General features: G+C 64.3%; 31 protein-coding genes and 2 pseudogenes. 22 read left to right on the forward strand and 11 right to left on the reverse strand.

Annotated features, from left to right (window positions below; translation table 11 throughout):
- Positions 1–161 precede the first annotated feature (161 nt).
- Together FHW94_RS15600 and FHW94_RS15605 are read right to left on the reverse strand one after the other, a co-directional pair.
- Positions 162–1,313, reverse strand: a complete 1,152-nt coding sequence (locus tag FHW94_RS15600) for a HAMP domain-containing sensor histidine kinase (protein ID WP_168556762.1) — start codon at positions 1,311–1,313, stop codon at positions 162–164.
- Positions 1,303–2,574 (reverse strand): response regulator, encoded by a 1,272-nt coding sequence (locus tag FHW94_RS15605; protein WP_168556763.1) that lies wholly within the window; start codon positions 2,572–2,574, stop codon positions 1,303–1,305. The genes FHW94_RS15600 and FHW94_RS15605 overlap by 11 nt, the downstream gene beginning before the upstream one ends.
- 755 nt (positions 2,575–3,329) lie before the next feature.
- Between FHW94_RS15605 and FHW94_RS15615 the strand changes: the two genes are divergently transcribed.
- Together FHW94_RS15615 and FHW94_RS15620 are read left to right on the forward strand one after the other, a co-directional pair.
- On the forward strand, positions 3,330–4,190 hold the full coding sequence (locus FHW94_RS15615) for a serine hydrolase domain-containing protein (RefSeq protein WP_349237529.1): 861 nt from the start codon (positions 3,330–3,332) through the stop codon (positions 4,188–4,190).
- Between the two features lie 13 nt (positions 4,191–4,203).
- Positions 4,204–4,680 (forward strand): nuclear transport factor 2 family protein, encoded by a 477-nt coding sequence (locus FHW94_RS15620; protein WP_168556764.1) that lies wholly within the window; start codon positions 4,204–4,206, stop codon positions 4,678–4,680.
- 121 nt (positions 4,681–4,801) lie between these two features.
- Here FHW94_RS15620 and FHW94_RS23320 read toward each other — a convergent pair whose 3' ends face one another.
- From FHW94_RS23320 to FHW94_RS15630, 3 genes and pseudogenes are all read right to left on the reverse strand, one after another.
- A complete protein-coding gene (locus FHW94_RS23320; protein ID WP_246866172.1) occupies positions 4,802–4,915 on the reverse strand; it encodes an Arm DNA-binding domain-containing protein in 114 nt (37 codons plus the stop codon).
- A 696-nt stretch (positions 4,916–5,611) separates the two neighbouring features.
- Positions 5,612–5,773 (reverse strand): annotated as a pseudogene (locus FHW94_RS23325) (transposase family protein); the annotation flags it as partial.
- A gap of 542 nt (positions 5,774–6,315) precedes the next feature.
- Positions 6,316–6,459, reverse strand: a complete 144-nt coding sequence (locus FHW94_RS15630) for a hypothetical protein (protein ID WP_168556766.1) — start codon at positions 6,457–6,459, stop codon at positions 6,316–6,318.
- A 31-nt stretch (positions 6,460–6,490) separates the two neighbouring features.
- Here FHW94_RS15630 and FHW94_RS15635 point away from each other — a divergent pair, with 31 nt between their 5' ends.
- Both FHW94_RS15635 and FHW94_RS15640 read left to right on the forward strand, forming a co-directional pair.
- Positions 6,491–6,652, forward strand: a complete 162-nt coding sequence (locus FHW94_RS15635; protein ID WP_168556767.1) for a hypothetical protein — start codon at positions 6,491–6,493, stop codon at positions 6,650–6,652.
- Positions 6,653–6,664: 12 nt separating this feature from the next.
- Positions 6,665–7,072 (forward strand): annotated as a pseudogene (locus FHW94_RS15640) (S1/P1 nuclease); the annotation flags it as partial.
- 223 nt (positions 7,073–7,295) lie between these two features.
- Here the strand turns inward: FHW94_RS15640 and FHW94_RS15645 are convergent.
- Entirely contained in the window at positions 7,296–7,964 is a 669-nt protein-coding gene (locus FHW94_RS15645; RefSeq protein ID WP_168556768.1) for a Crp/Fnr family transcriptional regulator, read from the reverse strand.
- Between the two features lie 294 nt (positions 7,965–8,258).
- On the opposite strand from FHW94_RS15645, the gene FHW94_RS15650 reads away from it, so the two are divergent.
- Together FHW94_RS15650 and FHW94_RS23730 are read left to right on the forward strand one after the other, a co-directional pair.
- Positions 8,259–9,806, forward strand: a complete 1,548-nt coding sequence (locus FHW94_RS15650; protein WP_246866173.1) for a hemerythrin domain-containing protein — start codon at positions 8,259–8,261, stop codon at positions 9,804–9,806.
- A gap of 109 nt (positions 9,807–9,915) precedes the next feature.
- Positions 9,916–10,908, forward strand: a complete 993-nt coding sequence (locus tag FHW94_RS23730) for an HWE histidine kinase domain-containing protein (RefSeq protein ID WP_168556769.1) — start codon at positions 9,916–9,918, stop codon at positions 10,906–10,908.
- Positions 10,909–11,032: 124 nt separating this feature from the next.
- On the opposite strand, the gene FHW94_RS15660 is transcribed toward FHW94_RS23730, so the two are convergent.
- The gene (locus FHW94_RS15660) at positions 11,033–13,165 is read right to left on the reverse strand and encodes a hypothetical protein (protein ID WP_168556770.1); all 2,133 of its coding nucleotides are present in this window, start codon (positions 13,163–13,165) and stop codon (positions 11,033–11,035) included.
- A gap of 241 nt (positions 13,166–13,406) precedes the next feature.
- Between FHW94_RS15660 and FHW94_RS15665 the strand changes: the two genes are divergently transcribed.
- The 10 genes from FHW94_RS15665 (at position 13,407) to FHW94_RS15710 (ending at position 18,945) form a co-directional block, all read left to right on the forward strand.
- Positions 13,407–14,243 carry a histidine phosphatase family protein gene (locus tag FHW94_RS15665; protein ID WP_349237530.1) on the forward strand — a complete coding sequence of 279 codons (837 nt, stop codon included), beginning with the start codon at positions 13,407–13,409 and terminating at the stop codon, positions 14,241–14,243.
- Between the two features lie 416 nt (positions 14,244–14,659).
- Positions 14,660–14,905 carry a hypothetical protein gene (locus tag FHW94_RS23340; protein ID WP_246866175.1) on the forward strand — a complete coding sequence of 82 codons (246 nt, stop codon included), beginning with the start codon at positions 14,660–14,662 and terminating at the stop codon, positions 14,903–14,905.
- Positions 14,902–15,456, forward strand: coding sequence for a hypothetical protein (locus FHW94_RS15675; RefSeq protein ID WP_168556771.1), 555 nt, complete (start codon positions 14,902–14,904; stop codon positions 15,454–15,456). The genes FHW94_RS23340 and FHW94_RS15675 overlap by 4 nt, the downstream gene beginning before the upstream one ends.
- Positions 15,453–15,743, forward strand: coding sequence for a hypothetical protein (locus FHW94_RS15680; protein WP_168556772.1), 291 nt, complete (start codon positions 15,453–15,455; stop codon positions 15,741–15,743). The genes FHW94_RS15675 and FHW94_RS15680 overlap by 4 nt, the downstream gene beginning before the upstream one ends.
- Positions 15,740–16,198 (forward strand): hypothetical protein, encoded by a 459-nt coding sequence (locus FHW94_RS15685; protein ID WP_168556773.1) that lies wholly within the window; start codon positions 15,740–15,742, stop codon positions 16,196–16,198. The genes FHW94_RS15680 and FHW94_RS15685 overlap by 4 nt, the downstream gene beginning before the upstream one ends.
- A 2-nt stretch (positions 16,199–16,200) precedes the next feature.
- On the forward strand, positions 16,201–16,530 hold the full coding sequence (locus FHW94_RS15690) for a hypothetical protein (protein WP_168556774.1): 330 nt from the start codon (positions 16,201–16,203) through the stop codon (positions 16,528–16,530).
- A complete protein-coding gene (locus tag FHW94_RS15695) occupies positions 16,530–16,712 on the forward strand; it encodes a hypothetical protein (protein ID WP_168556775.1) in 183 nt (60 codons plus the stop codon). The genes FHW94_RS15690 and FHW94_RS15695 overlap by 1 nt, the downstream gene beginning before the upstream one ends.
- A gap of 11 nt (positions 16,713–16,723) precedes the next feature.
- Positions 16,724–16,912: a hypothetical protein gene (locus FHW94_RS15700; RefSeq protein ID WP_168556776.1), complete on the forward strand. Its 189-nt coding sequence runs from the start codon at positions 16,724–16,726 to the stop codon at positions 16,910–16,912.
- Positions 16,913–16,978: 66 nt separating this feature from the next.
- Positions 16,979–18,037 carry a tyrosine-type recombinase/integrase gene (locus FHW94_RS15705; protein ID WP_349237531.1) on the forward strand — a complete coding sequence of 353 codons (1,059 nt, stop codon included), beginning with the start codon at positions 16,979–16,981 and terminating at the stop codon, positions 18,035–18,037.
- Between the two features lie 224 nt (positions 18,038–18,261).
- Positions 18,262–18,945, forward strand: coding sequence for a heavy metal-binding domain-containing protein (locus FHW94_RS15710; RefSeq protein ID WP_168556777.1), 684 nt, complete (start codon positions 18,262–18,264; stop codon positions 18,943–18,945).
- Positions 18,946–18,947: 2 nt separating this feature from the next.
- Here the strand turns inward: FHW94_RS15710 and FHW94_RS15715 are convergent, their stop codons facing one another.
- From FHW94_RS15715 to FHW94_RS15730, 4 genes are read right to left on the reverse strand one after another with little or no spacing between them, the layout of a single operon-like run.
- Positions 18,948–19,244: a hypothetical protein gene (locus FHW94_RS15715; protein ID WP_168556778.1), complete on the reverse strand. Its 297-nt coding sequence runs from the start codon at positions 19,242–19,244 to the stop codon at positions 18,948–18,950.
- Positions 19,232–19,615: a hypothetical protein gene (locus tag FHW94_RS15720; protein WP_168556779.1), complete on the reverse strand. Its 384-nt coding sequence runs from the start codon at positions 19,613–19,615 to the stop codon at positions 19,232–19,234. The genes FHW94_RS15715 and FHW94_RS15720 overlap by 13 nt, the downstream gene beginning before the upstream one ends.
- Positions 19,615–20,079: a hypothetical protein gene (locus tag FHW94_RS15725; RefSeq protein ID WP_168556780.1), complete on the reverse strand. Its 465-nt coding sequence runs from the start codon at positions 20,077–20,079 to the stop codon at positions 19,615–19,617. Before FHW94_RS15725 ends, FHW94_RS15720 begins: the two co-directional genes overlap by 1 nt.
- The gene (locus FHW94_RS15730) at positions 20,076–20,312 is read right to left on the reverse strand and encodes a hypothetical protein (protein WP_168556781.1); all 237 of its coding nucleotides are present in this window, start codon (positions 20,310–20,312) and stop codon (positions 20,076–20,078) included. Before FHW94_RS15730 ends, FHW94_RS15725 begins: the two co-directional genes overlap by 4 nt.
- 28 nt (positions 20,313–20,340) lie before the next feature.
- On the opposite strand from FHW94_RS15730, the gene FHW94_RS23595 reads away from it, so the two are divergent.
- The 6 genes from FHW94_RS23595 to FHW94_RS23345 are packed head-to-tail and all read left to right on the forward strand — an operon-like array spanning position 20,341 to position 22,675.
- A complete protein-coding gene (locus tag FHW94_RS23595; protein WP_282599593.1) occupies positions 20,341–20,463 on the forward strand; it encodes a hypothetical protein in 123 nt (40 codons plus the stop codon).
- 2 nt (positions 20,464–20,465) lie between these two features.
- Positions 20,466–20,765 (forward strand): hypothetical protein, encoded by a 300-nt coding sequence (locus FHW94_RS15735; RefSeq protein WP_168556782.1) that lies wholly within the window; start codon positions 20,466–20,468, stop codon positions 20,763–20,765.
- A complete protein-coding gene (locus tag FHW94_RS15740) occupies positions 20,765–21,388 on the forward strand; it encodes an MT-A70 family methyltransferase (RefSeq protein WP_168556783.1) in 624 nt (207 codons plus the stop codon). Before FHW94_RS15735 ends, FHW94_RS15740 begins: the two co-directional genes overlap by 1 nt.
- Positions 21,385–22,242, forward strand: coding sequence for a DNA adenine methylase (locus tag FHW94_RS15745; protein ID WP_168556784.1), 858 nt, complete (start codon positions 21,385–21,387; stop codon positions 22,240–22,242). Before FHW94_RS15740 ends, FHW94_RS15745 begins: the two co-directional genes overlap by 4 nt.
- Positions 22,239–22,517 carry a hypothetical protein gene (locus tag FHW94_RS15750; protein WP_168556785.1) on the forward strand — a complete coding sequence of 93 codons (279 nt, stop codon included), beginning with the start codon at positions 22,239–22,241 and terminating at the stop codon, positions 22,515–22,517. The genes FHW94_RS15745 and FHW94_RS15750 overlap by 4 nt, the downstream gene beginning before the upstream one ends.
- Positions 22,517–22,675 (forward strand): hypothetical protein, encoded by a 159-nt coding sequence (locus FHW94_RS23345; protein WP_246866176.1) that lies wholly within the window; start codon positions 22,517–22,519, stop codon positions 22,673–22,675. Before FHW94_RS15750 ends, FHW94_RS23345 begins: the two co-directional genes overlap by 1 nt.
- Positions 22,676–23,016: the final 341 nt, after the last annotated feature.

A 23,016-nucleotide genomic window follows, 5' to 3' on the forward strand; every position in this document is an offset into this window, starting at 1 on the left:
CCCTCCCTGGGCGTGCTGATCCTACAATCAATTGCAGGTCGCGCAAAGCTCGCTTTCGTGCAGGGAGGCGCCGCACGCAGTTCTACCGCCGTGGCTACCCGACCGATGAAGGTCATCGTGCTCGCCCTTGATCGGCCGGCAATGCCGTTGGCGAACGCGTGCTAGAGGTGGCTAGGAAGCGACAGTTCGAACACCGCGCCCTTGCCGGGCATCAGGCACAAATCGCCGCCATGGGCACGGGCGATCTGTCGTGCGAGGCTGAGGCCGACGCCGCTGCCTTCCGTCTTGGTCGTGTAGAACGGATGGAATATCCGCGAGCGCGCCTCATCCGCCACGCCCGCCCCATTGTCTGCCACGCGCAGCGACACGCGATCGTCCAGCCGCGCGGAAAGGTAGACTTGCGGCGCGCTTGCCCCGTCCAGCGCTGCCTCCGCGCCGTTTTGGAGCAAGGCCCACAGTGCCTGGCCGATCTGGTCGCGGTCCACCACCACCATCCCGTCTGGCGGGGCATCCGCCAGCAAGGTGACGCGGCCCGCCCAGCGCGCGGCAAACATGCGGCGCAGATCGTCGAACAGCAGGTCGAGCGCGGTGGGCGCCAGCGACGGTTCGGGAAGCCGGGCCAACTGGCGATAGGCCTGGGTAAAATGCAGCAGCCCGTCGGCACGGCGGGACAAGGTACCGATCATGTCGCGCAGGAGCCCAACCGGCGGCGGCGCATCATCCAATGTCGCCAGCGCACTTTCGGCGAGCGAGGCAATCGGGGTCAGCGCGTTCATCACCTCGTGGCTCAACACTTCGAGCAGTTCGCGCGTGGCCCGTGCCTCGGCAATGCGCTCTTCGCTTTCGATGTCGATCAGTGCCAGGATGGTGCGCGCAGCGCCCGCGTCATGCGCCTCGATCCGGTCGACGCGATAAGCCCGCCCGGCATAGCGCAGGCGCGGCGCGCTGTGGCGCAAGGCATCGGGGACATCGACCAGCACATCTGGGATGCCGAACACCGTGCGCGCCGCCCGGTTGAGCGCGCGGACGCGGCCGCTGCGCTCCACGCTCAACAGGGGCGTGGGCGCTTGGTCCAGCACCGCGCGCAAGACTGCGCGATCTGCATCGCCATCGGCACGCGCCACCTGCCGTTCGGGCAGCGGGCGCGGCGGGATGGCCCGCAGCAGGGATAGCGTTGCCAGCCAGAAGCCCAGCAGCAGCACCAGCACGAAGCAGGCGTAAAAGCCGCCATTCCAGGCCGCCACGGTGGCAGCGCCGCAGCCGAACAGCAGCACTTGCGCCGGAAGCGCGGTTTTGACGCTGCTAAAGCCCATGCTTGGCCATCCGGCGATAGAGCGCGGCGCGGCTCAAGCCCAATTCATCGGCGGCACGGCTGACATTGAACCCGTGCCGCTTGAGCGCGGCAGCAACCAGCGTGCGCTCGCTCTCTTCCAGGCTGAGGCTGGAAGCAACCGGCGCGTCGGCCGGCTTTTCGGCAAGGGGTTGACCAAGGCCCAGATCCGCCTCGCCGATCAGGCCGCCATCGCCCAGCACCACTGCGCGCTCCACCGCCTGGGCCAGCCCGCGCACGTCATCGCTCCAGTGGGCCACGGCGATTGCCGCCTCTGCTTCGGGTGTAAAGCCCAGCACCGGCCGGCCATGGCGGCGTTCGGCCGCGCGGGCAAAGTGGCGGGCGAGCAGCAGCGCATCGCCGCCACGCCGCGCCAGCGGGGGCAGTGCGATGTCTACCGTACCGACCCTGGCCCGCAGTGCCGGCAACAACGGCTCGGCCGTCTGCGCCGTGGCGATGATGCGGACATCGCCGGGCAGGCGGGCAAGCAGGCGCCCCTGCGCCACCTCGTTCAGCCGATCGACATGGCGCAGCAGCAGCGTGCCACCTGCCGCGCGCACGATATCGGCGCCGGCGACATCGTCGTGCACGTCGGCCGCGGCGCGCGCGTCGAGAGTCACCAGTTCGCCCGCTGCGCGCGCCGATGCATGATGGATCGCCCGGCTGGCCAGGCTACGGCCCGAACCGGCCGGGCCAAGGATCAGCACATTGGCGGTCGTCGGCCCGACCCGCCGGATCAGATCGCGCACCCGTTCCATCGCCTCGCTGGCGCCCAGCAGGCGCGGCGGATCGGCCAGTGCGCCATCATGCTGCCGCAGTGCCGCGATTTCCCGACGTCGATGGCGATGCGCGATCGCGGCGCGCACGCGTTCGAGCAGTTCCTCGTTGCGCCAGGGTTTCATGACGAAATCGATCGCCCCGGCCTGCATCGCGGCCACGGCGATGCGAATGCCGCTGTGCCCGGTGATCACTACTACCGCTGCATCCGGATCATCCCCTAGGAGCCGGGCCAGCGCGGCAAAGCCCTCCTCGCCATGGGTGCGGCCGCGCGTGAAATTGAGATCCAGCAGGATGGCATCGGCCGGCGCCAGTTCCAGCGCCGAATAGGCCTCTTCCGGCTGCATGGCGCTGACCAGATCGATACCGGCCCTGCCAAAGAGGACGGATACGGCCTGGTGCACATCGCGATCGTCGTCGATCAGCAGAACGCGGGGAGCGGTTGACGGGCGTAGGGAAGTGTCCATTTCCGGACAGTGTGTGCGATATCGCAAACGCGCTTGTCCAGACAAACCTGATTTATTGTTTATAAGCAGTGAATTAGTCCAAATCTCCAGACTTTGCGATACTGTCCGCATGAGCAACGGAGCATCTCTCGAATCACCGCGCAACCATGGCGCGGGCATGGATCGCCGCATCACGCGGCCCCGCCTTGGCCGCCGCTGGCGCTGGGTGGCCGGCGGCGTGGCCATCGTGCTGGCGGCAGGGCTCGCCTGGCGATTGCTGCCCGCGGCCGGATCGACCGACATTGCGGCAGCCACGATCGAGACGGGCCCTGTCGCGCGGGCGCCGTTCGAAGACTATCTGCCGATCCGTGCGTCGGTCGCTCCGAAGGTCACCACGCTGGTCGATACCCTGTCGGGCGGGCAGGTGGAAAAGCTGTTGGTGCAGGACGGCGCCTGGGTGAATGCGGGCCAGCCGCTGGCCACGCTGGTCAATCCCACGCTCAAGCTGGACGTTCTCACCCGCGAGGCGGAGATCGCCAGCCAGCTCGGCACCTTGACCGGTGACGAATTGTCCCTCGAACGCAGTCGTCTGGATCGGGCGGCGCAAACCGCATCGGCCAACTACGACCTGCTCAAGGCGCGCCGCGATCTGTCGATCCGCCAGCAATTGCACGATCAGGGCTTCGTTTCCGACGAAGGCGTCAAAAGCTATCAGGAAGAGGCCGATTATCAGCGCAAGCGCCTGGGGCGTGGCTGGCCCCAACCGTGCGGCCAGGGTGTCCACGCCTTACAATCTCGCATCGCTGACGAAGCCGCTGACGGCCGAGGTCGTGCTGCGGCTGGTATCGGCTGGCCAGCTGGCGCTCGATGCGCCGATGGATCGCTATTGGAGCGATCCGGACCTGTCGCACGACCCCCGGCGTCTGAAGCTCACCGTTCGCATGGCGTTGAGCCATCGCACCGGATTGCCCAACTGGCGCGACGCGCAGGGGCTGGCCTTCGAGCATGATCCCGGCACGACAACGGGCTATTCGGGCGAGGGGTATCAATACGCCGCGCGTTATGCCGAGCATCGCACCGGGAAATCGTTCGTGGCGCTTGCGGGACGCTGGCTCTTCGCCCCGGCCGGCATGCGGGCTTCGGGCTATGTGTCCGCGCAGGGCGCGACGATGCCACTCGCCGTTCCCTATGACGAGGCGGGCAAGCCGCTGCCCTTCGGGCCGGTCACGCACTACAATGCCGCAGACCTGGCGCACGCGACGGCGCGCGATTATGCTCGCTTCCTCATCGCAGTGCGGAACGACCGTGGGTTGGCCCCCTCCGTTGCCGCAGAACGCCGCCGGTCGCAGGCCGATCTGACCCCCGGGACATGTGCCGGAGCCAAAGCGACCAGTTGTCCGCCCTGGACCGGGTTTGGCCTGGGCTGGCAGCTCCTCGGCTTTCCCGGCGGGACGACGATGCTGCACACCGGCAAGGACGCCGGGGCTTTCACCTTCGCCGCCATCAATCGCGCCAGCGGCGACGGGATCGTCATCCTGACCAACAGCGACAACGGATGGCGGGTCATCCTGCCCATCCTCGAAGGCACCAACAGTGATCCCCAACTGATCGCCTTCTTGCGCGGCCAGATGAACTGAAAGGACCAAGCGCATGATGACCGCCATCGTCCTCGCCGCCGCGTTGCCCGCCACGCCAGCCCCGCCGATGAACGATCCGCTGACGACGGAGATTGGCGCGCTCGATGCCAAGGTGTTCGATGCTTACAACCGCTGCGACCTGCCGACCTTCTCCGGCTATTTCGACCCCAAGGTTGCCTTCTATCATGACACCGGCGGCGCTACGTTCGAGCGTGACGCGATGGTCGATGGCGTCCGCAAGTACATCTGCGGGAAGGTGAAGCGCGAACTGATCCCGACAACGTTCCGCGTCTATCCGATCAAGGACTTTGGCGCGATCGAGGAAGGCGAACACCGCTTCTGCGAACTGGCGACAGGACGGTGCGAGGGTATCGCCAAGTTCGTGATGGTCTGGGCAAAGCAGGACGGCGCCTGGCGGATCACCAGCGTGCTCAGCTACGGCCACCGTGCCGCGACACCGGCAGAGCAGCAAGACGCGGCAGGTCAGTAGCGACCTGCCGGCGGGCAAGATTGCCTTTGCCCGAACGCGCCATGAGAGGCGGCGAAACGACACCTCCAAAGGGTGGGGCGTTCGAATGGTCGAGGGCATCCCACATCCCTGCCATCACGAATCAGATCGCCCGCCTTGTCAGGCCGGGCGCGGCCGCTTTCAGCCCAACGTCCGGCCATTGGCCCAGCGACAGGCGCTTCTCGACGCCGTGAAGGCGATGTTTGAAGTACCACATCTTCGTGCCTGAGGGCCGGGCCTCAAGATGGAGGCCTTTTTCGTCGGGCTTGCGGTAGGGGAAGTTTGAAGCTGAAAATTTCGGGCAAAGCCTTTTGCTAGGCTCCCATTTCTCCCAGGAATGCCCCCACTTGGTATGAAAAGTGGCGAGAATCCCGGTGTAAAGCTAGAACATCCGGAAGATAAAATCGACCGAAAATCTAGCCAAATCAACGCGTTGAGACGTTTTGGAAAGAAACCCCTGGTGCGCTTACAGGACTCACAAGAGAGGTGTAACACCATAATTTTAAAATTAATTTTCGGCACCCAAAATTGGGATGCCCCCTCGCAGGGCCCCCAAAAGAATTTTTGATAATTCGGGCACAAGTTCGAGTCCTGAGTAGTGTATTTCATGCCCGTTTTTGCCTGCGGTAGCGGGAATCCAACAGGAAGAAATTAAACTAGCGTAATCAGCTCTTTAGTGAAAACGCCATTTCATGTAATCCCCCAATTTGAACCCGGGAATCATCGGCTGCGATTGGACTGCCACGGACTCGGATAGGTGGCGATTCGTTGCCCGGGACCGTCGCAATGTAGATGTCATCTAATTATGGCGGCACGCCGCCTAGATCTGGTTTCCCAAAGCCGCCGCCACCGCGCACACCAGCGCGTCGCAACGCTCCACCCTGCGGCCATATCGGCGGCCAACAGGCGGAGCCAGCGGCTCGCTGAATGTGCGCCGTGAGCAAGGCGTGTGCAGACAACGAAACCGTCGAACCGACAGCCGCAGCCTGACGGTGCTGCCGCTGACTGGCAAATCCGGCAGCCTGCGGTCGTATCGGCTGTGGAGCGACTTCGAGGGCGTCGCGCAGTCCGGGCAGTTCGCCCCCTCCGCCGCCAATCGGCCCGACATCTCGACAATCCCGTCGATCACAGTTCGGCTTTCCAAGATCAGGCCTGGTAGCCGCAGGCTACTGTCCCATGCTTTCGAGGCCATCGACGTTCACTCCTTGCTGAACCCCGGTGGAGTGGGCCGGACACAGCGCGGAAATGTCAAATTTGCACGGAATTTGAGTCAGACCCAATTTTAGACGCCGATCACCCCACTAACGGGGGCCTTTTGCACGCAGGTCCACAATCGGTGCGGGACGAGTTCGGCTTGTCGAATTCCCCGCGATCGCTGAGCCAGGAGATGCGCGCTCTGGGCTACTGCAAGCTGTCGGCGCCCGCGCCACAATCGCCAAAAGACTGGCGATTTCGCTAATTTTAATAAAGCTTTGCCACCCGTCTAGCAAGCATCACTCACCACCTTCCTGAAGGAGCGCTCGTAGAGTTGTGGTGGCAAGACGAGGTGCGGATCGGCCAGCAGACCAAGTTGATCCGGCACCGGGCGAAGCACGACACTCGACCTTTACCGAGGGATCAGCGCCGATCCTCAGCCTGGATCTTCAGTGCGATCTGCCCGCCGGGGGCAAGGCTGCCGAAATCGTCATGCCAGCCTGCAATAGCGACACGATGACGATGCATCTCGAGCAAATCGCCTTTCACGTCGCGCCAGGTGCCCATGCCGTGGTCATTCTCGATGCGGCAGGATGGCATGGATCAGCCGCACTGGTCATTCCGCCCAACATCACACCAGGTCGTCGTGCTGATCGCGCGCCAGTATCTCAAGCCAGAGGCGCGACGCTGCGTCGATGCGATCCTTGCCATCGACGAGGACACGTTGACCGCCCTGTATATGGCCGCGCGCGCCACTTAGGCGGATGCTTGGCGCCGCGAGCACAAGGATACCGAGAACGGCCACTTCGCCGAAATCGAGCTCGACTACGGTCAAGTTACCAAGGTGTGCCCCGAAAGACCGCCCAGCGACGCGCCGGCCATTGCCGGCCCGGCCACAGCATGCATCGTGGCAAAGCTCGAGAAGTTCTCCTGCGGACGGGCCGCGCCCGCCACCCGTCCGCAAGCGCGCCTGCTGGCGCTCAAGTTCGTGCTGCATATTGTGTGCGATTTGCACCAGCCCCTGCATGCGTCGGACAACCACGATAGGGATGGCAACTGCGTAGCCCTGGCCAAGCAACTGAGCAAGCGGATCACGCGGCAGGAGATGCCCGCCTGGTCAACAGGCACGCCCGAACATTGGGCGAGCGAATCGTTCGGCCTCGCCGAGCAGGTTGTGTAAGCCGTGCAGTTTCCGCCCAGTTGCGACGACACGCGCGCGCCGATCACGCTTCCGGCCGGCTATGACGCCCAATCGCGCGTTGCGGCTGAGCAATTGGCAAAGGCTGGTTGGCGCCTCGCGCATGGGATGTTGGCGCTCATTGCCCATGCGGGCGCGAAAGGATGATCCTTATCACCACTGTGCTGCTGCCGATTTTGGGGGAGTAGCTGTTTGGTCCTGGCACTCATGCCGCGCGGGGCACATGCTCACCTTGACCGGGCATGATTTCACCCAACCGCTTTAACTGAACCATATCGAGCACCTGCATCCAACGGTTCCTTAGTTCGAGCAAGCCATCGTTGCGTAGGTTTTGCAGCACCCGATTCACGTGCACCGGCGAGATGCCGACGATGTCGGCAAGGTCATACTGGGTCAGCGGCACGGAGTAGCGGTCTTGGACCGCCACGCAGTTGCGCGCTGCCATTCTGCTTTGCAGTTCGCAGATCAGATTGCACAAGCGCTCTGTCGCAGTCATGCGTCCCAGGATGAATATCCACTTTTCACGGTTGCGCAGCAACGCCAGCACAGCATCGAGCACTCGGGTCATGCTGTCTTCTTCGTGCGGCGCGCGCGCCTGGATGCTTCTGTGCGGCAGCAACCGCGCTCGCACGCGGGTGAGCGCCACGATCGGCAAAGTCGCACGACCTTGCAGCAGCCATTGCGGCTCGCAATAGTCACCGGGCAGAAACAGCGTGATGATCTGGCGCCGCCCATCGGGCAGCAGGCGGTATTGCGCCGCCCAGCCTTCCTCGATGCGCAGCACGCAATCCTTGCGTTCGTCTGCGCGGGCGAGAAATTCGTGGCGGCGGAAAGTGCACACCTGACTGGGCGTGCGCTGCATATCCTGCGTCATATCCTTTCCCCTGAGTCGCGGAACGATGCCTTTGTCGGATCTGTGGAATTTCTAAATTACATTCATTGTGGATAATTCACATAGATTGGCTTTCGCCGTTTCATTCGACCAGCCGTGGCGCGCGACGGACGGGCCGCAGATTGCCCGAAGAGACAGATTGCAAGTTGCATACATGGGATAGCCGCGCGGACATTCCGGGCCGGACGCACGCTCCTACCTTCGCAACGGGTGCCAGCCGCCTGTTGGGCTTGCCCTCCGGCACAGTCCAGTTTCAACGCGAAGGAGATCGGCCCGATGGCCAGCAACAGCACCCCTTCCCCCTCTTCCCAGCCCGCGCAGAGTACTCAAGGTGCCTCGGGCCAGGCCACGACCGCCCAGGCAGACGCCGGCAAGGCCGAGGGCGCGAAGGCCGATGGCGAAAAGACCCAGGCCGCCAAGCCGGCGCAGGCACGGCGCGGCCAGGATGCCGCAGCAAAAGGCAGCGCCGAGAGGCAAAGCCGCAAGACCCAGCGAAACGGCGGCACTGGCAAGAGTGACGGCGAAGCCATCGCGATGCTCAAGAACGACCATCGCCAGGTGGAACAACTCTTCAAGGAATTCGAAAGCGCCAGCGACGCGCGAAAGGCCGCTATCGTGATCGAGGCGTGCCAGGCCCTGACGCTTCATACCATGCTGGAAGAGGAAGTCTTCTACCCGGCCTGCCGCGAGGCGGCGCGCGATGAAGACGATCTCGACGAAGCGCAAGTGGAGCACGATAGCGCCAAGGTGCTGATCGCCGATCTGGCGCAGGCATCGCGCGACGATCCGTTCCGCGATGCCAAGTTCACCGTGCTGGCCGAACAGATCCGGCACCACGTGAAGGAAGAGGAAGGCGACGACGGCATCTTTGCCAAGGCACGCGAAGCCGGCGTCGACACCCCCGAGCTTGCCGCGCAGCTCAAGGAACTGCGTGGCGAACTGGAAGCCGAAGATCGGCTTCCGCCCCAGGCGCCGGTCTCGTTCGACGCCTTTCCACGGGCAAAAGCCCACAATAGTCAGGAGAGAACCATGGCAAGTTATCAAGGACGCGAAAACGGCGACTATGGTCGCGGTGGCCGCGGCGACCGTGGCCGGTTTGCCGGACAGGGCGGGCGCCGCAGCGAAGAAGATGACAGTCGCGGTGGACGCGGCAGCCAGGATCGCCCACGCGACGAGGAAGGCCGCTTCATGAGCGATGATCGCGGCCGTTCGAGCCGTGGCCGCGAGGGCGACGACCGCGATTACCGCAGCCGCGGTGCCAGCAGCCGTGGGCGCGACGACCGCGACGACAATGGCGATCGGGGCCGGGGCGGCTGGTTCGGCGATTCCGCAGGCCATTCGCAGGCATCGCGCAAGGGCTGGGACCGGTCCGATCATGAAGGCAGCGGCTGGTATGGCGATTCCCGTGGCCATTCCGAAGCCTCACGCCGGGGCTGGGAAAACTCAGACCACAAAGGCAGCGGCTGGTACGGCGATTCCCGTGGCCATTCCGAAGCCTCGCGCAAGGGGTGGGAAAATTCCGACCACGAAGGCAGCGGCTGGTATGGCGATCCGCGCGGCCATTCCGAAGCGTCGCGCCGGGGCTGGGACGAACGCGGCAGTTCTTCGCGCGGCGGACGCTACGACGACGACGATCGCCGCAGCAGCCGCAGCCGTGATGACGACGATGACCGCAGCCGCTCGCGCCGCATGAGCCATGACGATGACGACGATCGCGGGCGCAGCCGTGGTGACCGCGATGACGATCGTGGGTACGGTGGCTGGTTCGGCGATTCCCGCGGCCATTCCGAAGCCTCGCGAAAGGGATGGGAAAGCCGCCACTGATGCTTTTTCCCATCACGCGGACCGGCCCCCAGGTGGGGCCGGTCTTGCGCGTTTCGATCGCGGTCAGTCCTGTTGCCGGGACTGTCGCGGCCATCGGCAAGGCAGTCAGGTGACGCGAATCGAAGCGGTTCGCCGTGCCATCCTGTTGGATCTTTCACCTTGGCAGCGGCTTGCGGGCATTGCCCTTGCCATTGCCTTGCCTGCGGCCCTGCGCTGGCTGCTGGGCCCCCTGGGCAGCGCGGTGCCGTTCGCCCCGTTCTTTCCCTTCGTGCTGCTTACCGCCGTGTTCATGGGCTGGCGCGCCGCGCTGGCGGTGTGCATCGCGGCCACTGTGGTGGTGGAATGGATGTTCCTGGCAGCATCGCTTTCCCTGTTCGATCTCCATCGCCTCACGCTGGCATTGCTGATCGTGGTGGCCAACCTTGCTCTGATCGCGGTGGGAGATACGCTGCGCCGCACCGTGCGGCAGCTCGATGCACTGGCCCGCGAGCAGGACATCGTGGCGCGCGAAATGTATCATCGCGTGCAAAATGCCCTGGGCGTCGTCCAGGCGCTGATCGGCGTATCGCATGCCGGTGACGATCCCGAACGCTTCCGGCAGGATCTGCTGGGCCGCGTGCAGGCTCTGGCGAATGCCAATCGCCTGCTCGATTCCCCGCCGCGCGAGGCCGGCGCCTCTCGCGCCCGTGTCGTGGTGGAAGGGCGCCAGGTGGCCGATGGCCGCATGGGACTCGACCAGTTGATCCACACCGCGATAGCCCCGTTTCACAAGGACGAGGCGTTTCGGATTGAGGGCCCGCCCATCCTGCTCGAACGCGCGCCCGCCTATCATTTGCTGCTGGTGTTGCACGAGCTTTGCACGAACGCGCTCAAGCACGGGGCCCTGTCCGATCCGCGCGGCAGCGTATCCATCTGCTGGGATGCCGATGGCGTGCTGCTATGGCACGAAAGCGATGGTCCGCCGGTGGTACCCCCCCGCCGCAGGGGCCTAGGCAGCCGCATGTTCGCGGTCCAACAGCACTGGACGCTGGATCGCGATTTTGCGCCCAGTGGCCTTTCCTGCCGCATCGCACTGCGCACAAGCGCACCGAGGCGACCCTGACCATGCCACCGGATTTCACTCTCCTGTGCCTTGTCCAATAGGCCAGGGCTTTTGCACGCAAGGGAAAGGCGCAGTGCAACACGGCGCGCCGTCTCCCTTCTGCCGTTTTCAGCCAATAGCTTGGTCAGTCCACCCCCTGGCGCCAGGTCAACAAGAGCGAAGTATCGGCCGGAACCCGTGCTTCCAGCCGGCCGTCCTGGGCATGGAATGCGACGATGCGCCCATCGGCGCTCGCCAGCCGCGCCCCGAGCGCGGCCGGCAAGGCTCCGGCTACCGGCACCAGTACGACGCGCGCTTCCGATCCCGCCGGCCCGTCGATGCGCAGCGACAGCGTAGAGGCATCGATCTGGTGCAGCGCGCGCACGAAGACGTCGGACCACACCAAGAACGGCGCGCCCTCGATCCGGCGAAAGGCCCGCGTGGCATAGATCATGGCGGCGCCACAGCCATAGATTTCCTGCCCGACCTGGCCGGCGGGCTGGCCATCCGGGTAAAGATCCTCCAGCGGAAAATTCAGCGCGCGGTTGATAAAGCCGTTGCGGATGTCCTTGTGCGCCACGCCTTCTTCCGGCAGGGCATCGGGGTAATAGAACCAAGCCCTGTCCAATGCATGCCGGCAGTACTCGTTGAGCAATAGGCGTACCGACGGGATCAGGTCGGGGCCACCGTAATCGAGATAGCGCTCGAACGCGGCAAAGCTGTCAAAGCATTCGTAAGCCGCCATGTAGGGCGCATCCTGCAGGCAGGTCACGCCCAGGAAATTGCGCCAGTGCCGCGCCAGGCCGATGTCGCTCTGCCAGATCTGGCTGTTGTGGAAAAAGCTGGCCAGGTAGACATAGCTCTGCTTGAGATAGTCCTTGCGCTCGGTGATCCGCCACAGGCGAATGCAGGCCACCGCGCCCCAGGCGGTGAGATTGGCCTGGTAATTGAGTTCGAAGCGCATGCCGCGCGCCGCGTCGATGGCGCGCATCGCTTCGTCCACATAGCGGCGCTCGAGCGTCAGTTCGAACGCCTGCAGCATGACCCAGGCGTAGATCCCACCCACGTCGGTCTGCCCGCGCCGGTCCGCCTCGGCCACGGCCTGGATCACCGAGAAGTCGCGCAGATCGTAAAGGATCGGCCAGCGATAGGAGAAATGCCGGGCCGCGCGGATGCCGTATTCGATGGTGTCGAGAAACAGCGTGCGCGCGTCCTCGTGCCCGGCCAGCGCCAGATTCGCCAGGTTGAGCATGGGGTGGTAGAGATACCAGCTATCGACGGCATTGGGGTTCTTGTCCTTGCCCACATTGGGCAGGTAGCGGCGCAAGGTTCCCAGCGAACGGTCGTGGAACGCCTCCAGGCCGGCAAGGATTTCCCGCACCAAGGGATGGCGCAAGCCCTGCCAGCGCGCCCAGTCGTCAACCGCCGCGGCGATGGCCAGCTGCACCATCACGTCGGGATATTCGCTGGCGGTATAGGGGTGAAAATACGTGTGCCCAAAGTGCTCGATCCGCGCCTCGGGCGCATGGAGCAGATCCTGCACTGTCGCCCGCGCGCGTGCCGGCCAATCGCGGAATTCGGCCTGGGGTGGTGAAAGCCAGGGATAGATCGCCCCGATCATGTCGAGGAACTGCCAGGCGCTGTCGCCCTCCTCGCACTGCGGGTAGGCACGGATCGCCAGTATCGTGTCATAGAGGGCCAGAGGTTTCCCCCGCGCCAGCATGGCCTGGCCGGTCTCTGGATCGAGCGGCGGCGCATAGCCCAATTCCGGCCAATCGCACCGCACCGCGTTTTCGGGCTTTGAACCCGTTGCATTGAAATAGGGATTTAGCGAAGACAGGTTCTGAACATAGAGTACCGCGCCCAGCGCCGGGCGGCCCAGCTTGAGATAGAGCAGCCCGGTGTTCATCTTGCGCTGCTGGGCTTCGAGCGAGAATCCATCGCGCGCGGGTTGCCAGTCCTGGTCGAAAACGATCAAGTCCCGCGGCAACCGCCCAATGCGCAGATCGACCGACGACGTGAAATCATAGCGCGCGCGCAACTGCTCTAGGCCAATGGGGTCGCCACTCAGGCGCAGGGTGGCGCGCCCCACCCCAGATCGCCATTCGATGGCGGCAATCTCGTGGTCCTCGCGCGGCAGCACCCGAGCGGTCGCGTCGTGCCCGAAGACAGGAAAGCGCAGCGCGATGCCGCCATCGTCGTCGCGCCGAACAACGACCCACACGGCGCCACCGCCGAAGCGGATCGCGATCGTCAATCCGCCCTGCCGCGCTTGCACGAGCTGCAACCCCGTGCGAGCGCAAGCAAAGTCGCGGGCAGATGCAATCTCGGCTGTCAATGTATCGTCAAGCGTGTCGCCTGCCATCGCAATCCCCGTGCCGGCACAATGCCACGTTGGACGAATAACGCAGCCACGTTTGGACGGTTTCCGCGTCACAGCCGTCGTTTGGGAGGATTTATGCTTGTTATTCAATTATCTGCTTCAAATCGCCAACCAAGGTTAGGCTTATGGGAAACGCGTGGCACAGCGGGTCGTTGGCCAGCATGATCACGCGCTTTCTGTCTCCTGCGCCCCAAGGCACCGGCCAGGACAATATGACCACACCCCACGATACCACGCCAGGCCCAAATGCCTCGGCTGCGCGATGGCCGCAGGCCCTGTGGCTGGTTCGCATGGCGAAACCGCCGGCAACCTGGCGCGAACCCTCGCCCTTCAGGCAGGCCATCACCGCATCGACCTGGCACAGCGCGATGTCGATGTGCCGCTCTCCCCGCTGGGCGAGGAGCAGGCCCGAACCCTGGTACGTTGGTTTGGCAGCGGCGCGGAGGAAGAATATCCGGACACCATACTGGCAAGCCCCTACAAGCGCGCAGTCGACACCGCGCCGCTTTTTCCGCGACGCCGGCGGTTGCAGCCCCGAAACCAGCATCTGCATCGCGAGCGCCTGCGCGAGAAGGAATTTGGCATCCTAGACGGGCTGACGGCGGAAGGCATCAGGGCCTGCCATCCCGAACAGGCGCGCTTCCGGGAAGTCCTTGGGAAATTCTACCATCGTCCGCCCGGTGGCGAGAGTTGGGTCGATGTCGCTTTCCGCCTGCGGGCGCTGCTCGATACGGTGTCGCTGCATTATGCTGGGCAGCGCGTCATGATCGTGGCCCACCAGGTGGTGATCCTGTGCCTGCGCTATATCCTGGAGCAGAAGGACGAAGCCCAGATCCTGGCAATCGATGCTGTGGGAGACATCGCCAACTGCAGCGTGACCGAGTACGGCTTCGATCCCACGACCTGCCGTCTCGTCTTGCAGAAATACAATGCACTGGCTCCCATGCTGCGCGAAGGTACGCCCGCCACCTGAGCGCCCGATCCCATGGTGGGTGCGCGTGGCTGATGCACGAGATGCCACGCCGCAGCGTATCGACCTGGACTTGCTGGCGCAAAGGCCGCTGCCGAAAATTGCCCAAGAGGCAGACAAGAACAGCCGGGGACGCGTCTGTGTCCTGGGTGGGTCCGCCCAGGTGCCTGGCGGGGCGGCATTGACCGCCGAAGCCGCATTGCGGGCAGGCGCCGGCAAAGTCCGCATCGGCACGATCGCGCCAGCGGCCGTCACAGTCGGCTTGCCTGGTGCCCGAAGCCGCCGTGCTGGCCCTGTCCATCAGCCCGGCAGACGCTCGCCCTTGTCACAGCGCAGCAGGGAATCGTTCTCGATGCTTCGGCACTGCTATGCCTGGAGTGCCACCGAGAGCGCCTTGGCCCGCCGACGATGACCGCTACGTGCACGGCGAACTGGCGCGCGCGGCCAGCACCTTTGCAGTCTACGCGGCACTTCCCGAGTTGGATCGAGAAAATGCGCGGGAGTTCGGACCCCACCATTACGGCCAGCAGATGGTCTGGCCGTGGGATGATGAACATTTCAAGCTGACCAATCCCCGCCGCGACCTGATCAAGGCCGCCGCCCTGATCGTGGCCGAAATCGAACGCCTCGATCGCGCGGCCACCAACGCGGGAGGCGGCGAATGAACCTGCCCAAGGATTACACCCCCACCGCCGAAACCATTTCCCTTCACGGGCTTGGCTTCATCCAGGTGAAATTGATGGGTGGCCAGCGCCTGCACGTCTGGCACCCTGACTTGCCGCGCCGATCGTGCTTCCAGCGCAGCGCCATCCACAACCACCGCTTTTCGTTCACGTCCACCGTGCTCAAAGGCGTCCAGATCAATCGGCGGTTCGATATCGTCATGCATCCCGAAGGGTCGCATGACGTGATTTCGCACGATGGCCCACGTTCAGAAAAGGGCGGTCGACTCTCCTTCGTCGCTGGACGCGTCAATCTGATCGAACGCGAAACGCAGCACTTCATGGCTGGCTGCAGCTATGAAATGCCGATGCTCGCTTACCACGATACGCCCAACTCCGGCGTTGTGGTCACGTTGCTTCGCAAGACCGCTGATGGCGACATTCACGCCAATTCGCTGATCGAACACGGCCACGTCTTCGATCAGTCGTTCGACCGCTTCCAACTTAGCCCCAAGCAATTGTGGAGCTACGTGGTGGAGGCACTCGGAGAATGAGCGCCACTGCACCAAACCCATTGAGCGACGAACTCATGGATCAGTTGTGCGACGCTGCGCGGTTGAAGATCGGTTTGGCGATCGCTGCCCACGTTGAAGCGCTGCCGAAGGAAATCCACGCCGGGCAGGCTTTGTGGTTGACGTTGGGCGGCGCGATCACCGCCATCGCCGAAGCCATCGCACTGCTCGAGCAACGCGCTCCGACGATCGCCGGCTTTGCTTCCATGGCAGAACAGTTCCAGCTTTCTTACGAGGCGGCCAAAGCCGCGCCAGTGGGGCACGCATGACCGCCCCCCGCGAAACGCTGCCCCAACTGGCCGCGCTGCTCTATCGCCGTCGCGCTGAAAAGGCCACGGCCGTGGTCGCCAGCGGCAAGATGACGCGCGACCAGGCCAAGGCTTTGCTGCGCCCCTGGCTCGCCATCGCCTGCACCGTGGGCGCCGATCTGCCGGGGCTGGAAGATGCCGTGGCCCAGCGCCGCACCGGGCACGAACACTTCCTCAATCCCGGCCACGCGCGTTGGCTGGCAGCCGATGACATTTGCCCGCGCAGTATCTGGGCGGGCGTGCTGGCTGGCGCGCGTGACCAGGCCTTTGACAAGTTCGTCCAGGATAGCTCGCTGGCCAACGCCGCCGCCGCCCGCGATCTGCAGCGCCTGTGCCTGGCGCTGGAACGCGACGTGAATGGCCACCACATCCCCGCCTATCGCCCGGCGATAGACGCAACCGCGAAGGCAGCCTGACCGTGGCCGCCACCCCTCTCATCCTGTCGGCCGCGCGGGCCTCTACTCCCACGGTAAGAGCGCGGCCCGGCGATCCGGTACCGGCCAACACACCAAGCCCTGCCGCCTGGCCCATCCAGGCGTGCAACGGGTCGCACCACACCCGGTACCGGATCGCCACCCCCGAAAGCGCCCGCGAAGAACTGCGCCACGTCGCCGCCCTGGACGATGCCGTCCAGGCGGTTGCGGCGTGCATCGCCGTCCTGGGCCTCGCCACCACCACCATCACCGCGATCGGCGCCGGCATGATCATCGCCCGCGCCCTGATGGCGGCCCTGCCAAGGATGCTGTGATGCCCACCAGCCCGTTCGATCCCGTGATGCTGCGCCTGGCCATCGCCATGATCGTCTGCGCACTCACCGCCGCCGGCCTCGCGCGCCTGGGCTGCACCTGGCCCGAAACCCTGCTGGGCGTGGTCACCATGCTGGCCCTGGCCGCCTTCTTCTATGCGCTCTGGCGCGCTTTCAACCTCTGAAAGGTCCGATCGTGGCTGACTCGCTTGAAGAACAGGTCGGCACCCTCGTTGTGCCCCTGATCCGCGAAATTTCCGCCTGCCTGCCAACCGAAGATAGCATGGCCAAAACCGTGCAATTCGACTTGGCCCGTGCTGGCGCCACCGCCACACGCTGGCAAATCCAGGTGCGCCGGCTTGCTGATGGTGGCGCCAATGGCTGACAACACCAAGATCGAGTGGGCCGACGCCACCGTATGACGCTTACAAAGCGCAGAAAGACGCACGTAGTGACCGGCCTTCACGTCGTTAAGGCTCGCGCCGCCGGCGGCCTGGTCAAGTGGTACGTCTACGCCTGGCGCGGCGGGCCCAAGATCCACGAATGCATCGGCGCCCGGCCCGAAATCGGCAAAGATCTACTGCGCAAGGCAGCCGACGCCGCCAAGCCGCGCAAGGGCCGCATGGTCGATACCAACGATCTGGTCGACGCTTACCGCGAAAGCCCGGAATTCAAGCGGCTCAAGCCCAGCACGCAAAAGGACTATCGCTTGTGGCTGGACCGCATCAGCGCCGAATTCGGCCCGTTCAAGCTGGCGGCATTTGACGATCAGCGCATGCGCGCCGACGTGATCGAGTGGCGCGACACATGGGCCGATCAGCCGCGCACGGCCGACAAGGCCAGCGTGATGATGGGCACCCTGCTGGGCTGGGCCCAGGAACGCGCCCACCTGTCCATCAACGTGGCCGCGCGCATCCCGCAGTTGCACCAGGTGAACAAGTCCGATCAGATCTGGGAGGCGCGGCACTGGGCCGCTGTCGAGGCCGCCAGGAACAAGGATGGCAATCCCGCCATCAAACCCCACGTCATGGCTGTGCTGCGCCTGGCGCGGCTCACCGGCCTTCGCCTGGGCGACCTGGTGCGCCTGTCGTGGGAACAGGTGGGCCAAAAGGCCATCGTGGTGGAGCGCACGCGCAAGCGCCAGGGCCGCGCCATCATCCCGATCTTGCCCGAACTGCGCCAGCTGCTCGACCAGCTGGCCGCCGGCATCAAGCCGGATGACCAGGGCGTGCAGCACAAGATAGGCCCGATCCTGCGCAACAGCCGCGGCCAGGGCTGGACGGAAAGCGGCGTGGAATCGGTTTGGCAAAAGGCCAAGCCCGAAGGCTTCGATCGCGTCATCCACGATCTGCGCGGCAGCTACGTCACGTTCCTGGCGCAGAAGCGCCTGACCGATGAAGAAATCGCCCGCATCATCGGATGGACCGCCCAACGCATCGCCGAAATCCGCGCCCGCTATGTCGATGAAGAACGCGTGATCATCAGCCTGGTGGAGCGCCTAAGCGCCTGATCGTGGCCATAACAAATCACGAAGCCCGCCAGATTTTTTACAGCGCGGTGTAAAAAGCCTCTGGCGCCCGCTCGATTTTCCAGCCTAAGTGCTTGAAAAGTTGGTAGCGGAGGAGCGTTCCGGCTTTAAACATACCTTGGCTAGAGTGAAGGTATGATGGGTTTACGGGGATAGCGGCGATCTGCGCCACCTGTCACAGTTTGCCCGGCGAATCGGGGAGCAACATGGCAGACACATGCGCGCATTGCGGGGCTAAACTCACCCAAGCCGGGATATTCTCGGCAGCGAACAAGCTGTTGGCAGACGGCGATGTGAGATTGATCAACTTCGTTCGCGGCGAGGAGTCCTTGGAATTTTGCAATTCCTGTGGCGATCCGCTTCGACAAGCGGCGCTCGATCAGCTGGTGGCCGAACGCGACAAGCTCAAGCAGCAAATCGAGGAGCGCGTTTCATTTTTCCCGGTTATGACCGTTGGCGTCCTGCCAGGGAACAACGACTATCTGGCGTTGGGCCTGGTCACCGCCAACGTGACGGTAGGCACCGGCATGTTCAACGAGTGGAGCCAAGGCTTTTCCGACCTGTTTGGTGCGGTCAGCCAAAATTCCGGCATGGCGTTCAAGGTCAACAAGGGCGAAGCCATCGCCCGCGGCATCCTTGTTCACAAGGCACTTGCTTTGGGCGGCAACTGTGTCATCGGCGTTGACCTGGACTATGGCATTACCACCAACAACGCGGCGACTATCAATATGCAAGGTACCGCGGTTTCGGTGCCAGATCTGAAAGCCATTCTTGGCGGCCGCGCTTATGAAATGGCCACATGGATATCCTGGGCCTGGCAGCGCGGCCGGCAAATCAACCGATGGATGCAGGGCAACATCCAGCCCGGCGACCAATACGGGACGGAATGACGCTATTTTTTGGCTGAATCTGTGCAGCCCTGCAGCAGCGCCACAGCCTGGTCGAACGCCGCGCGCAGCCGCAGGTTCGACGCGGCAATAGGTCCGATGTCGTGCGCCGCGTCGCCGTTCAGCAGCTTACCAATGTGCGGCGGATCAGTCGGAACGTCCTTGGGGTCCGCACAAGTTACAGCCACCGGCACATAGACCGTTTCCGTTCGCGCTTCGATAACTGGCGGCGCGGGTTTGGCTGCGCATCCGGCCAAGGCTACAGCAGCCACACTCAGCGGCATGAGGATCACGCGGCGCATGGGGGTTCCTCCTTTCTGATGACCGGCATCACGCTCAGGTCGAGATGCCCCGTCGTTTCCCCGCACCAGACCAGCAGAATTTTCGCACGTCGACCGTGCGGCTTTTCCTCCCAATCCTTTTGAGGGTTGCAGCGTCCGGCAACTCCGGCAATCGCGCCTGCCAACATCTGGACAAGGAAATCAGCATCTTTGACGTGATGCTCGCGCCACGGGATTGCCACGACATCGATGTCGCGATTGAGTGAGCCATGGACGGTAATCGCATAGCCTGCATCCTTTGCCGCCATGCGCATCGGCGGCAGGATGAGATCGAGTAGGGCGCGGTTATAGGCGCCCTGGCAGATGTCGTCGGCTTGGGTCCGCTCACGCATCACAGTTCCCCTTTCGCTGCCATCACGGCATCGGGCGTCCGGCATGTGCGTGCAACGGCCGGCGGCGCGTTGTCGATCGCGCGCGCCAGCGCCTCGCGCGTAGCATTGCGCGGCGCGGCATCGACCAGCGCAGTTTTGCCTGCTGCCTTGCGCGCCTCCCCATCGGCCTTGAGCCGCTGCACAGCTGCGTTCCGGATTTGAAGCGCCCCGTGAAGTGTGTCGTAGCTCCCCCGCATGATCGTCGCAGCGCGGCGCCAGTCGTGTTCAGCACTGCGCCACTGATCGCGCTCGGTGCGCAAGCCGGTGATCTTTACTGGCCAAATGCGCAGTCCATCGATCCGCACGGTTTGCCAGATCCAGCCTCCCACCGATAGGATGAGCGCACACAGAAGCAATGGCAGCAGAAGCGGCGCCAGCAGTCGGGATAGCCTTAGCCAGGCTCGGGCCCACAAGCTCGCGATCATTTCACCACCGCCACATCATCGGGCACCCGCGCCGCCAGAGCGGCCAAAGTGCGGCTGCGCTTATACGTGCGGCGCTGGCCATCGATGATCGGCCACACGATGGCCACCAGCGCGCCGATCAGCGCCGCCGTGTCGCCGGCGACATAGCCGCGCCCCACGGCAAAGGCCGCGATCGGCGGCAGCGCCTGGCGCAGGCCCGTCATCAACTGCTCGCGCGTAGCCGTCCTGGTCAAGATCACGCCCGAAGAACTGGTCGCCCAGATGGAAGCCGCTACCGCCCAATACGAAGCCGAACAGGCGGCTGCTCAACAGGAAGCCGCCCAGGCCAATGCCGACGTGGCAACCAAGGCCCTGGCCGAAGCCGACGAAGAAGCGGAGGCCTGACCATGGAACGCTCCACCATGCCGATCGGCGCCGACTCGCGCATCGATCGCACGCTGGCGCGCGGCCTTGCACCGCAACTGGTCACTTTCCCTGAAGGCCAGTCCATTGTCGCGGAATCGCTGTGCTTCACACTCATGACAGGCAACGATGATGCGGGCCCATTCATCGGCCTGGTGGCAGTCGCGCAACATGCCGGCGTCCGCCTTGGGTCGGTTACGGCATTCACGGCCGATGAAGCACGCGACTTTGCCGCCTCAATCGTTGCCGCCGCCAACCAGCTCGACGGCGGCCCGCGCAACTGATGCCCAAGCCCGCCGCCTCGACCAATCCAGCCAAGCCGCGCGTGGCCCTGATGGACCCACCATGGGGCACGCGCACCTGGAGCGGCACCGATGCCGTGCCCACGCAAGCCGATGATCCCTATCCCACCATGACGCTCGAAGAGATGCAGGCCCTGCCGATCGGCAGCATGATGGCGCGCGATTCGGTGATCGCCATGTGGGTCATCGGCACGCACCTGGAACAGGCCTTCGATCTCGCCCGCGCCCATGGCTACAGCTACGTCACGGATCTGTTCTATTGGGCCAAGCAACGCCTGATCGATGCCAACCAGATCGACCTGTTCACCGGCGATATCCTGGAACCGCGCATCAGCATGGGCCGCTACACCCGCAAACAGGTGGAGCCCTGCCTCCTGTTCAAGCGCGGGCGCGGCATGCCCGTGCTCGATCACGCGCAGCGCCAGTTGATCGTCGCGCCGGCACGCGAACACAGCCGCAAGCCCGATGAGCAATACACCCGGTTGGAAGCCCTGTTCGGCCCACCCGTGCCCGGCCGCTACATCGAATTTTTCAGCCGCACCACGCGCCAAGGCTGGGCCGCCTGGGGCAACGAAGTGGGCAAGTTCCCGCAGGTGCCGGCATGAAGCCCTCTCGCCCCGTCCTGCGCTGGCTTGGCGGCAAGTTCCGCCTGGCGCAATGGATCATTACCCACTTTCCATCACATCTCATCTACGTCGAACCGTTCGGCGGGGCCGGTTCTGTGCTGCTCCAGAAAGAACGCTCCTATAACGAGATCTACAACGACCTCGACGGCGAGCTGGTGAACCTGTTTTCGGTGCTGCGCGGCAATCGAGCACCGGAGCTGCTGGAGGCTTTGCGGCTCACCCCCTATGCGCGTGCTGAGTATCTGGCGGCGTTTCAGCCGTGTGAGGATGAAGTTGAGCGCGCGCGGCGGGCCGTAGTTCGCTCGCACATGGCTCATGGTACCGGCGGCGCGCGGATGGACCGACCGACCGGATTCCGCAGCGACGGAACAAGCGGTACCACCAATGTTGCCGGCGAGTGGGCAGACCTGCCCGACGCGCTGCAGGCTACGGTTGAGCGCATGCGCGGCGTGAATATCGAACAGCGCCCGGCGTTGGAATTGCTTGAGCGTTATGCCGGTCCAGAGACGCTCTTCTATCTCGATCCGCCCTACATGCCAGAGACGCGATCGACAAAGAGCCGCAAACCCGGAGACCGATATCACACCTATGCGTTTGAGATGACCAACGGCGATCACTTGGCGCTGTTAGAAGCGTGTTGCGCGAGCCAAGCGATGATCGTTCTATCTGGCTATCCCACCGATTTATACATGGAACGACTTTCGGACTGGCAGTGCGTTACCATCGATGCTCGCGCACATCGCAATAGCCCTCGGACAGAATGTCTGTGGCTCAACCAAGCGGCAATAAAGCGTAGAAGTGCTGGCCCGCTATTTGAGCGGGTGCCGGCATGATGGCCGCCGCGATGGATGATTACGCGGGCTGGCGCGAGGACGCGGATCTGCGCCGCTATATGGCCCAGCTGCCCACACCGGCCGAACTGGCAGCCGAACTGCCGGACTACGTGCGCGAAGCCCTGACCGCCGCCACGCGCACCCGCGAAGGCTGGCGCACCGCCACCCCACGCCACGCGCAGCTGCTGCGCACGCGCGGCCTGTGCGATATCGCGCGGCCGCTGCTGACGGTGCTGGGCACCCAGGTGCGCACCGTGATCATGGGGGAACGCTGATGGCCAGCCAGCTGCCGGAAGTGGACGTGATCGCCATGGCCATTGCGCGCGCCCTGGCAAAGCAGCACCATGCCCAAACCCAGCTCCACACCCAGCCCCAAGGCCACCATGCGCACCGCGATCTACGCCCGATTCAGCAGCGACCTGCAAAAAGATAGCTCGATCGAAGACCAGGTGCGCGTCTGTACCCAGCGGGCAGAGCGCGAAGGCTGGACGGTAACGGCCGTCTTTTCCGATTACGCCATCAGCGGCGCCGTGCGCGATCGGCCGGGCCTCAATGCCCTGGTCGATCATATCCGCGCCGGCCAGGCCGATCAGGTGATGGCAGAGGCGCTGGACCGGCTCTCTCGCCACCAAGGCGATATGGCCTATCTCTATGAGCGGATCCTCCACGCCGGCGCGCGGATCTTCACCCTGTCGGAAGGGCCGATCGACGAATTGCAGATCGGCTTCAAGGGCACCATGGCGGCGCTGTTCCGCCGCGATCTGGCCGACAAGA

This window comes from Novosphingobium sp. SG720 (assembly GCF_012275365.1).
GTDB lineage: Bacteria > Pseudomonadota > Alphaproteobacteria > Sphingomonadales > Sphingomonadaceae > Novosphingobium > Novosphingobium rhizosphaerae.

Excerpts from the sequence above, each read along its gene's own strand:
- FHW94_RS15650 (WP_246866173.1), top strand. The coding sequence starts at position 8,259 with ATGGCCAGCAACAGCACCCCTTCCCCCTCTTCCCAGCCCGCGCAGAGT.
- FHW94_RS15620 (WP_168556764.1), top strand. The coding sequence starts at position 4,204 with ATGATGACCGCCATCGTCCTCGCCGCCGCGTTGCCCGCCACGCCAGCC.
- FHW94_RS15695 (WP_168556775.1), top strand. The coding sequence starts at position 16,530 with ATGCCCACCAGCCCGTTCGATCCCGTGATGCTGCGCCTGGCCATCGCC.
- FHW94_RS15675 (WP_168556771.1), top strand. The coding sequence starts at position 14,902 with ATGAACCTGCCCAAGGATTACACCCCCACCGCCGAAACCATTTCCCTT.
- FHW94_RS23345 (WP_246866176.1), top strand. The coding sequence starts at position 22,517 with ATGGCCAGCCAGCTGCCGGAAGTGGACGTGATCGCCATGGCCATTGCG.
- FHW94_RS15680 (WP_168556772.1), top strand. The coding sequence starts at position 15,453 with ATGAGCGCCACTGCACCAAACCCATTGAGCGACGAACTCATGGATCAG.
- FHW94_RS15720 (WP_168556779.1), bottom strand. The coding sequence starts at position 19,615 with ATGCGTGAGCGGACCCAAGCCGACGACATCTGCCAGGGCGCCTATAAC.
- FHW94_RS15605 (WP_168556763.1), bottom strand. The coding sequence starts at position 2,574 with ATGGACACTTCCCTACGCCCGTCAACCGCTCCCCGCGTTCTGCTGATC.
- FHW94_RS15745 (WP_168556784.1), top strand. The coding sequence starts at position 21,385 with ATGAAGCCCTCTCGCCCCGTCCTGCGCTGGCTTGGCGGCAAGTTCCGC.
- FHW94_RS15710 (WP_168556777.1), top strand. The coding sequence starts at position 18,262 with ATGGCAGACACATGCGCGCATTGCGGGGCTAAACTCACCCAAGCCGGG.
- FHW94_RS23320 (WP_246866172.1), bottom strand. The coding sequence starts at position 4,915 with ATGTGGTACTTCAAACATCGCCTTCACGGCGTCGAGAAGCGCCTGTCG.
- FHW94_RS23595 (WP_282599593.1), top strand. The coding sequence starts at position 20,341 with ATGGAAGCCGCTACCGCCCAATACGAAGCCGAACAGGCGGCTGCTCAA.
- FHW94_RS15630 (WP_168556766.1), bottom strand. The coding sequence starts at position 6,459 with ATGGGCACCTGGCGCGACGTGAAAGGCGATTTGCTCGAGATGCATCGT.
- FHW94_RS15725 (WP_168556780.1), bottom strand. The coding sequence starts at position 20,079 with ATGATCGCGAGCTTGTGGGCCCGAGCCTGGCTAAGGCTATCCCGACTG.
- FHW94_RS15715 (WP_168556778.1), bottom strand. The coding sequence starts at position 19,244 with ATGCGCCGCGTGATCCTCATGCCGCTGAGTGTGGCTGCTGTAGCCTTG.
- FHW94_RS15645 (WP_168556768.1), bottom strand. The coding sequence starts at position 7,964 with ATGACGCAGGATATGCAGCGCACGCCCAGTCAGGTGTGCACTTTCCGC.
- FHW94_RS15600 (WP_168556762.1), bottom strand. The coding sequence starts at position 1,313 with ATGGGCTTTAGCAGCGTCAAAACCGCGCTTCCGGCGCAAGTGCTGCTG.
- FHW94_RS15750 (WP_168556785.1), top strand. The coding sequence starts at position 22,239 with ATGATGGCCGCCGCGATGGATGATTACGCGGGCTGGCGCGAGGACGCG.
- FHW94_RS15635 (WP_168556767.1), top strand. The coding sequence starts at position 6,491 with ATGGATCAGCCGCACTGGTCATTCCGCCCAACATCACACCAGGTCGTC.
- FHW94_RS15735 (WP_168556782.1), top strand. The coding sequence starts at position 20,466 with ATGGAACGCTCCACCATGCCGATCGGCGCCGACTCGCGCATCGATCGC.
- FHW94_RS15685 (WP_168556773.1), top strand. The coding sequence starts at position 15,740 with ATGACCGCCCCCCGCGAAACGCTGCCCCAACTGGCCGCGCTGCTCTAT.
- FHW94_RS15740 (WP_168556783.1), top strand. The coding sequence starts at position 20,765 with ATGCCCAAGCCCGCCGCCTCGACCAATCCAGCCAAGCCGCGCGTGGCC.